This window comes from Frankia sp. CoWAU3, from assembly GCF_977971855.1.
Map to the genome: position 1 here is coordinate 1 of NZ_CDWWXB010000017.1, position 2,265 is coordinate 2,265.

Consider the following 2,265-nt stretch of genomic DNA (forward strand, 5'->3'; position numbering starts at 1 on the left):
ACGCGGCCCTGGGTGGCATCCGTGGACGTGGGCGAGTGGCGATGGGCGATGTCGGCGACGACCCGCATGTCCGCGCGCCATGCGTCCGGGGTGACGCGAACGCGCGTGTAACCTCGCCGGTCACCACGAAAATACCGGACATGCGGGTTGAGCCGGGCATTGTTCTGCCGGATGAAGTCCTCGCTGACGAGGAAGAAGGCCGAGCTGATCGAGGTGCAGACGAACTCCGTCGCGACGACCGGCGTCTCGGGCCGGTCGAAATCGACCCGGAGGTCGTTTACCCAGGCGCAGTGGATGTCACCGGAGAGCACCACCGGGTTGCGCACGCCGCTGTCGCGGATCTCCGACAGCAGCCGGGTCCGGTAGGGGCCGTACCCGTCGTTCTGATCCAGGTTGGCCAGCCGTGGTCCCTCGCCGAGGGGTAGCTGCCCGTTCAGCTGGGCCATCATCGTCTGCTGGGCGAGGACGTTCCAGCGGGTCCGTGACGTGGTCAGGCCGTCGCGCAACCAGCGTTCCTGGGCGGCGCCGGCCATCGTGCCGGCCGTGTTGTCCCGGCCCAGGGAGGCGAGCCCGATGCCCTGCGGGGAGTCGCCGGGCTGCCGGGTCCGGTACTGCCGGGTGTCCATGACGTTGAACGTCACCAGGTTCCCGAACACGAACCGCCGGTAGATCCGCATGTCGGGCGATCCCGGATTCAGCTCCGCGCGGATCGGCATGTGTTCGTAGTACGCCTGGTAGGCGGCGGCACGCTGGCGGGCGAACGCGGCAGGGTCCTGCCGTTGCTCCCCGGCGTCGCCTGCCTCGTCGATCAGTCCGGCGTAGTTGTTCTCGACCTCGTGATCGTCCCAGGTGACGACCCAGGGGGCCACGTGATGAGCGGCCTGCAGGGCAGGATCGGACTTGTACTGGCCGTACCGGTTGCGGTAGTCCGCCAGCGTCTGGAGCTGGTCCAGACCGAGCCGCTGCGGGGTGGTGTGCCGCCGGTCCGGGTAGTTGCTTTTCGGGTCGTACTCGTAGATGTAGTCGCCGACGTGGACGACGAGGTCCGGCGCGTCGGTGGCGATGCCGTCGAGAGCCGGCCAGTACCCGTTCTGGAAGTCCTGGCACGAGGCCAGCGCGAAGGTCAGGGCACCGCCGGTCGATTCCGGTTCCCTCCCAGGTGCCGCGGCCGTGCGGGTCCGGCCGACCGGACTGAGCACGGTGCCGGCACGGAACCGGTAGAAGTAGTCACGCTCCGGTGCGAGTCCGCGGACGTCAACGTGGACGGAATGCGCGAACGCCGTCTGCGCGGTCTGCGTGCCGGCGCGCACCACATCGCGGAAACCCTCGTCCGTCGCGATCTGCCAGTCGACCTCGATGTCCCGTGTGGGCATGCCGCCGCCCTCGGTCGGCCTCGGCGCGAGCCGGGTCCAGAGGATGACGCCGTCCGGCAACGGGTCGCCGCTGGCGACCCCGAGCCCGAAGACCCCGTCGGTGACGCCCGCGATCGGGGTGGGTGCCCGCAGGGTCGGCGCGGGGGCCGGGATCGAACCGCCGGAGCCGCCGCAGGCCGCCAGGCTCGCCCCGCCCAGCGCGGCGCCCCCCAGCCCGAGGCCGCCGAGCAGGACGGCACGGCGACGTGGATCGGCCCCCGGGTTCGTCCCGTGGCCGGACCGGGCGGCGGCGCGAGGACCGGTGCCCGGATCGGCGCGTGCCGACGGATCGGTGCCGGCCGACGGATCGGTGCCGGCCGGTCGACCAGTCTGACCGGTGGCGGCTGACGGCGAGCCGGTGGCGGCTGACGGCGAGGGCGCCCGCGGGAATCGGCGGGAACGCGGGGAGCCGGCTGCGGCGTCACGGGTCACAACTGGATGAGAGTAGTGGAAACGGATGAACTCGCGGCCCGTTCACAGCGGATCCCCCACGCCGGGGGTCAGCCGAGATGGACCTCCCGGCGGCCGGGGTCGCGCAGATCCGTCCCGGCCGCCAGCCACCGTTGGTGCAGCGAGTCCGGGCCGTGCACCCGCTTGTAGGCGGACTCGTTGGGGGTCATCGGAAGCAGGGGGAGAAAGCGGACGGGTGCGAGCCCGGTGGCGAGATCGGGGATGAGCCCGCCGGGCTCGCCGACGAGCACCGCGGTGAACGGGGCGCCGTCCCAGAGCGGTTCCCCGAGATCCAGGCCGGACCCGGGAGCCACCGGACGGCCCTCGACCGTCGGGACGGCGGCCAGCACGGCCAACCGCCGCAGCACGCTGTCGCGCCGCCCGCGCAGGGACAGCACGAGTT

2 protein-coding genes are annotated in these 2,265 nt (G+C 72.0%); both read right to left on the bottom strand.

Annotated elements, in window-relative coordinates:
- The coding region (locus tag AC08ON_RS03435; RefSeq protein WP_476616432.1) for an alkaline phosphatase D family protein at positions 1-1,844 on the bottom strand (1,844 nt) is incomplete at its 3' end.
- Positions 1,845-1,912: 68 nt separating this feature from the next.
- On the bottom strand, positions 1,913-2,265 hold a 353-nt coding region (locus tag AC08ON_RS03440), incomplete at its 5' end, for a suppressor of fused domain protein (protein ID WP_476616433.1).